The sequence below is a fragment of the Myxococcus sp. AB056 genome, from assembly GCF_006547365.1.
GTDB lineage: Bacteria > Myxococcota > Myxococcia > Myxococcales > Myxococcaceae > Myxococcus > Myxococcus virescens.
On record NZ_VHLB01000174.1, the window covers coordinates 1 to 5,912 of the forward strand.

A 5,912-nucleotide genomic window follows, 5' to 3' on the forward strand; every position below is an offset into this window, starting at 1 on the left:
TCGCCGCCGCGCCCCGACTGCCCCTGCCCTTGGCGCCCCTGCCCCGAGTTCTGGCCGCCAGAACCCTGGCGACGGGCCTGCGAATTGGAACCGTTGCGGCTGTTCGAATCGAAGCGGTTCTCCAGCGACTGACGCCTGCGCTCCAGCGCCTCGCGCAGGCTGGCAATCTGGTCCGGTGAACCGGAGGCCCGCGCGCGGGCAGCGCTGTGCGCCTCACCGGAGCGCTCACTCCGCGAGCCTTCCGTGCCCTGCTGTCCCTCGGCGCCCTGCGTTCCTTGTCCGGACGCGCGCGTGGCATCCGCCTGTGCCGCTTCGCCGTTCTCGGAATCGTGCGGCGCCCCGTCCTCCCCCGTTCCGTCCGCGTTGTCGGACGAGCCACCTTCTTTGCCGCCTTCCAGCGCCATCAGCGCCTGCTCCAAGGCCTCGCGCTCACGCGTGGCGGCCTCGGCGCCTCCCGCGGCGCCTAGCGCGTCCTCCAACGCCCGCGCGGCCTCCGCGGCCTGGGCCAATTGCGCGGCGGCCTCCGCGGCCTGCTCGGCCAACCGCTTCTCCAGCGCGTCGGCGGCCTCCCAATCTCCGGCGTCGAAGCGGCCCTCGGAGACTTCCTCGGCCAGGCGCCGCAGCTCCTCCTCGACGGCCTCCTCCAGCACCTCTTCCTTGGCGAGCGCCTCCGCCTGCGCCTGGACCGCGGCCACCTTCGCCGCGGCGGCGGCATTCACGGCGCGGCCTCGTGGCGCGGACAGGGGCAACAGGAAGCCCGCCACCGCGAACAGCACCGCGCCCGCGAGCGCCGCGGCCGGGCGCCGCCACTTCACGTCGGGAGGCTTCACCCCACCCGCGAACTGATTGACGGCCAGCTCCCACTCCCCCACCGGTCGCTCCAGCCGCGTGAGGAGCAGCCCGCCCGCGTTCGCCGACCTGTCCGCGAGCACCGCCGCCTGCTCCAACGACACCCGCCGGGAACGCGCACGCCAGAACCACGCGCCCAGCCCCAGCGCCAGAAGCGGTGGCAGGGCCCACACGAAGGCGCCGCGCAGGAGGAACCGGGCCAGCACGCAGGCCGTGGCGGTGGCCCACATCGGAACGATGCCGGCCTCCGCCCATGCCACCGCGTTGAGGCGCCGCTGCACACGCCGGATGGGCGCGAGCACCAGGGCCTGGAAGCGGCGTTCTTCACTGGCAGCCATGAAGCGGCGAGTGTCGACTACTCGGCCCACTCCCCACAAGCGACGCGACGCCCGGCCGTCGCGGTCCGGGTGTGAGCGGTCGCATCCCGTCGTGCATTGACGCCCCCTTCCGCCGCCTGGCACGGACCGCCCGAGCCTCGCGGACACCGACGCAGCATCCCCGCGGAGGAAGTGCCCATGACCGCGCCCTCACGCGAGACTGCCCCAGGTGCCGCTCCGCGCGGCAAAGGCGGCCCACGCACCGTCCCCCAGTGCCATCAAGCCCACCGGACTGCTGCTACAACCCCTCTTCCAGATGCTCCTCGCCCGCCCTCCAGAACTGGCGCCCCAGGCGCCGTGGCCGGACATGCCCCTGGTGGTGTGGCCCACCGCGCTGGCGATGTGGGGCCCCGGCGACGCGACGACGAAGCACGCCCACCACGCCATGCACCTGGTGCTGTGCCGGCAAGGCACCCTGTCCGTCCGCGCCCAAGGCATGAAGTCCGCCGAGCAGGCAGCCGGCGTGCTCGTGGGCCCGGACATTCTCCACGCGCTCGACGCACGAGACAGCGAGGTCATCATCCTCTTCGTCGAACCCGAGAGCGACGACGGAGCGCGGCTCCAGGCCGCGCTCGACGGTCCGATACGCCTGTTCGAGACGACGCAGCGCGATGCCCTCCTCGGCGGGCTGCCCACTGCGGGAGCACTGGCACACGAAGCGGTCGGCGGATGGATGGAGTCCACGCTGGCCACCCTCTCCGGGACGCCCGAAGCCCCCCGTCACCTCCACCCGCGCGTGCGCAAGCTGCTGTGCCACCTGCGCGCGGAGGCCGCGCCGGAAGACACCTCGCTCGAAGCCCTGGCCCAGGTCGCGGGCCTCTCGCCCGGAAGGCTGATGCACACGTTCACCGAATCCGTCGGTGTGCCACTGCGGCCCTACCTCCTGTGGCTCCGGCTCCAGCGGGCCGCGGGCGCCATCGCCGCGGGCCACAGCTTGAGTGAAGCCGCCCACGCGGCCGGCTTCTCGGATGCGGCGCACCTGACGCGCACCTTCCGGCGGATGTTCGGCACCACGCCGTCATCGCTTCAGCGCCGTGGACCGCGCGTCCAGGCGCAGGGCCGAAACGGCGCGACCCGCTGAGCACCGCGCACCTGTGGCGCAGCAGCGTTCGCACGCGCTGCTGTTCGAGGACACCCGAATCCCCCTCCAGTCTGAGGGCAGCCCGGCAGCATCAGCGTCGACGACTTCATCGCCGCGAACTTCCCCAAGGACCTGAAGGAAGGGGACCACCGGCGCCTCGAAGGCGCGCTCTACCTGCAGAGGGGCAGCCTGCTGGGGCGCATGTGCGACCCCTATTCGACGGAAGAGATGCTCGAGTTGGAGACCCGGTCGCTCCCCACCGAGCGGCTGGGGAATGCCTACTTCAGCAGCATCCTGGCCGACACGAAGGCGCGGGCGAGGAAGGCCCCTGAGCTCCTGCGGGAGGTGCTCGCCGCCGACGACGTGGTGGAATCCGTCAACCCGCGCGACAAGCGGTAGCGGCAAGGCCGGGGGCGGCGCGACGCGCGCCGCCTCTCGGATCGCAGCCAGTTCGTTCAAGCGAACGCCAGCACCGGGGCCCCATCCTGAAGTCAACGGCACGGCAGGCCACTCCCTCCCGTGCCTCTCTTCAGGAGCACACCCCATGTCCTTCGCCATCCTCCTGCTGTCCTTCTTCCTGCTGCTGCACCTGCCGCCGCTGCGGCGCATCCCCGCGCTGTCCACCCCCACGGCGCGCGCCGCGGTCGCTGCGGGGCTCTTCTTCGTGGGCGCGGGCGTCATGCACTTCCTCATGCCCGCACGCTACGCGGCCATGATTCCGCCGCGACTCCCGGCACCCGCCTTCTGGGTCTACCTCTCCGGGGCCGCGGAGGTCGCGGGCGGGCTGGGGCTGCTGCTGCCACGCACGCGCCGACTCGCGGCCCTGGGGCTCATCGCGCTGCTGCTGGCCATCCTCCCCGCCAACATCCACGAGGCCCAGGCCAACACCGCCACCCATGTGCTGCCCTTCCCGGACTGGTACTTCTGGCTGCGCATCCCCTTCCAGCTCGTCTACGTCGCCTGGGTGGCGTGGGCTGGCGGCTGGTGGCCGGTCCGCGGCCGTGCGTGCCTGGCTGCCCACGGTTAGGCTCGCGCGCACCATGCACTTCCGCAAGCTCGGCCGCAGCGGCCTCGTCGTCAGTGAAATTTCCTACGGCAACTGGATCACCCACGGCTCCCAGGTGGAGGAGGAGGCCGCGCTCGCCTGCGTGCGCGCGGCGCTGGACGTGGGCATCACCACCTTCGACACCGCGGACGTGTACGCGGCAACCCGCGCCGAGGAAGTGCTCGGCCGTGCCCTGAAGGGCGAGCGCCGCGCCGGCTACGAGCTCTTCACCAAGGTGTACTGGCCCACCGGCCCCGGAAAGAATGACCGCGGCCTGTCGCGCAAGCACATCCTGGAGAGCATCGACGGCTCGCTGCGCCGGCTGCAGACGGACTACGTGGACCTGTACCAGGCCCACCGCTTCGACGTGGAGACGCCGCTGGAGGAGACGATGCTCGCGTTCGCCGACATCGTCCGCCAGGGCAAGGCGCTGTACATCGGCGTCTCCGAATGGACGGCCGACCAGATTCGCCAGGGCGCCGCGCTGGCCCGCGAGCTGCGCGTGCCCTTCATCTCCAACCAGCCGCAGTACTCCATGCTCTACCGCGTCATCGAGCCGCAGGTCATCCCGGCCTCCGACGAAGCAGGCCTGGGGCAGATTGTCTGGTCCCCCATCGCCCAGGGCGTCCTCACCGGCAAGTACCTGCCCGGCCAGGCCCCCCCGGCGGGCAGCCGCGCCACGGAGGCCAACGCCGTGCGCTACGGCATCACCCGCTTCATGACGGATGACGTCCTCACCCGCGTGCAGCAGCTCGTTCCGCTGGCGAAGGATGCCGGCCTCTCCATGGCCCAGCTCGCCGTGGCCTGGGTGCTCCAGAATCCCAGCGTCTCCTCCGCCATCGTCGGCGCCTCCCGCCCGGAGCAGGTGCACGACAACGTGAAGGCCGCGGGCGTGAAGCTGGAGCCGGAGCTGCTGCGCCGGATTGACGCGGTGCTGGGCCCCGCCATCGAGCGAAATCCAGCCCTGACCGATGTCCCCGCCCAGCGCCCCTGAGCCCGCCCCACCCGGGCGGGCGCCTGAGCGTCCGCTTCCGGGAGGGCGGCACCCAACCCATCCGTTCCATTTGACTTTCCGCGCCAAGGGAACAAGACATGGGCCCGCAGGTTGGCAACCGGGTTGCGAGTGCCCCGTGACCCACCTTTACCCAGGCTTCCCTCCATGACGCCCTTTCTCTCCCTGGCCCAGACGAATCACACCGAGCTGGGCTGGCTCAGCAGCAAGCTGCTCGGCGTGACGCTCACCTCCGCCGAATGGGTGCTCTGGGTGCTCGTCATCCTTTCGGTGCTCTCCATCGCCATCATGCTGGAGCGCACGGTGTACTTCGCCCGTCACCGGCTGCCGGACTCGGAGGCCCTGGCGGTGCGGCTGGCCCGCGGCGAGTACGACGTGGCCCGCAAGGCCATCGAAGGCAAGACGGGCATGGAGGCCGCCATCATCCGCGAGGCCCTGGCCTCCGCCGACCAGGGCGCGGACACGGTGGAGCAGGTGATTGCCTCCACCCTGTCGCGTGAGCGTCCCCAGTACGAGCGCTTCCTGTCGTACCTGGGCACGCTGGGCAACAACGCGCCGTTCATCGGTCTGTTCGGCACGGTGCTGGGCATCATCAAGGCCTTCAATGACCTGGGGAAGATGAACGCCCAGGGCGGCGGCGGGGCCATGCAGCAGACCGTGATGGCCGGCATCTCCGAAGCGCTGGTCGCCACGGCCGTGGGTCTGGCGGTGGCGATTCCGGCGGTGGTGGCCTTCAACGTCTTCAACCGCCAGCTCAAGACGCTCACCAGCCGCGCCAATGCCCTGGGCTACGCCCTGGTGGGCAGCATGCGCGCCGAGCGCCCCGCGTCCAGCACGGCCACTGCGGCTCGCGCCGCGGAGGCCCGCTAGGCCATGGCGGGCGGCGCGCAGGACAACGACGACGAAATCACCGGCATCAACGTCACCCCGCTGGTGGACGTGGTGCTGGTGCTGCTCATCATCTTCATGGTGACGGCCAACTTCATCGTCCGCGAGACGGTGGAGGTGGACCTGCCCCGAGCCGCCAACGGCGGTGAGACGGTGCAGGGCCTGGTCAACGTGGTGCTGGACAAGGAGGGCAAGCTCTTCTTCGACGGCACCGAGATGACCGAGAAGGACCTGGAGAAGCGCGTTCAGGAAGCGGTGGCCAAGGACAAGGAGACGCGCGCCATCATCAGCGCCGACCAGTCGCTGCCCTATGGCCGCGTCATGCGACTCATCGACGTGGTGAAGGGCCAGGGCATCGCCAAGTTCGCGCTCAACATCGAGAAGGACGTAGCCCCCGCGGCCGCGCCCTCAGCCCCCTGAGGCAAGGCGTCACTTCATGAGTCAGGCGGTCCTCGACAACGCTCCGACGCCCCGACGCGACCGCTCCCTGGCCGTGGTGGGCGTCTTCCTGCTCGTGTCGCTGGGGATTCACGTCGGCGGCTTCTGGGCGCTGGGGGAAGGCGCCTCGCGCACCCTCCCCGCGGCCAGGCGCCCCGTGGAGATGGTGATGGTGGAGGTGGTGAAGCCGCCGACGTGAATCCCCAGCGACACGAGCAGGAA

The 5,912-nt window shown here is 70.9% G+C and carries 8 protein-coding genes; 7 read left to right on the forward strand and 1 reads right to left on the reverse strand.

Annotated elements, in window-relative coordinates; genetic code table 11:
- Nucleotides 1-1,187 (reverse strand): hypothetical protein (locus FMP39_RS36690; RefSeq protein ID WP_228558645.1); only part of this gene is annotated, 1,187 nt, incomplete at its 3' end.
- Between the two features lie 295 nt (nt 1,188-1,482).
- Here FMP39_RS36690 and FMP39_RS36695 point away from each other — a divergent pair.
- From FMP39_RS36695 to FMP39_RS36725, 7 genes are all read left to right on the forward strand, one after another.
- A complete protein-coding gene (locus FMP39_RS36695) occupies nt 1,483-2,307 on the forward strand; it encodes an AraC family transcriptional regulator (protein ID WP_228558646.1) in 825 nt (274 codons plus the stop codon).
- Between the two features lie 201 nt (nt 2,308-2,508).
- Nucleotides 2,509-2,706, forward strand: coding sequence for a hypothetical protein (locus FMP39_RS36700; RefSeq protein ID WP_153904249.1), 198 nt, complete (start codon nt 2,509-2,511; stop codon nt 2,704-2,706).
- A gap of 145 nt (nt 2,707-2,851) precedes the next feature.
- Nucleotides 2,852-3,334, forward strand: a complete 483-nt coding sequence (locus FMP39_RS36705) for a DoxX family membrane protein (RefSeq protein WP_141594586.1) — start codon at nt 2,852-2,854, stop codon at nt 3,332-3,334.
- Nucleotides 3,335-3,347: 13 nt separating this feature from the next.
- Nucleotides 3,348-4,346: an aldo/keto reductase family protein gene (locus FMP39_RS36710; protein ID WP_140867826.1), complete on the forward strand. Its 999-nt coding sequence runs from the start codon at nt 3,348-3,350 to the stop codon at nt 4,344-4,346.
- A 165-nt stretch (nt 4,347-4,511) separates the two neighbouring features.
- Nucleotides 4,512-5,234: a MotA/TolQ/ExbB proton channel family protein gene (locus FMP39_RS36715; RefSeq protein ID WP_090488393.1), complete on the forward strand. Its 723-nt coding sequence runs from the start codon at nt 4,512-4,514 to the stop codon at nt 5,232-5,234.
- A 3-nt stretch (nt 5,235-5,237) separates the two neighbouring features.
- Nucleotides 5,238-5,672: a biopolymer transporter ExbD gene (locus FMP39_RS36720; RefSeq protein WP_141594587.1), complete on the forward strand. Its 435-nt coding sequence runs from the start codon at nt 5,238-5,240 to the stop codon at nt 5,670-5,672.
- Between the two features lie 16 nt (nt 5,673-5,688).
- Nucleotides 5,689-5,889: a hypothetical protein gene (locus FMP39_RS36725; protein WP_228558647.1), complete on the forward strand. Its 201-nt coding sequence runs from the start codon at nt 5,689-5,691 to the stop codon at nt 5,887-5,889.
- Nucleotides 5,890-5,912 lie beyond the last annotated feature (23 nt).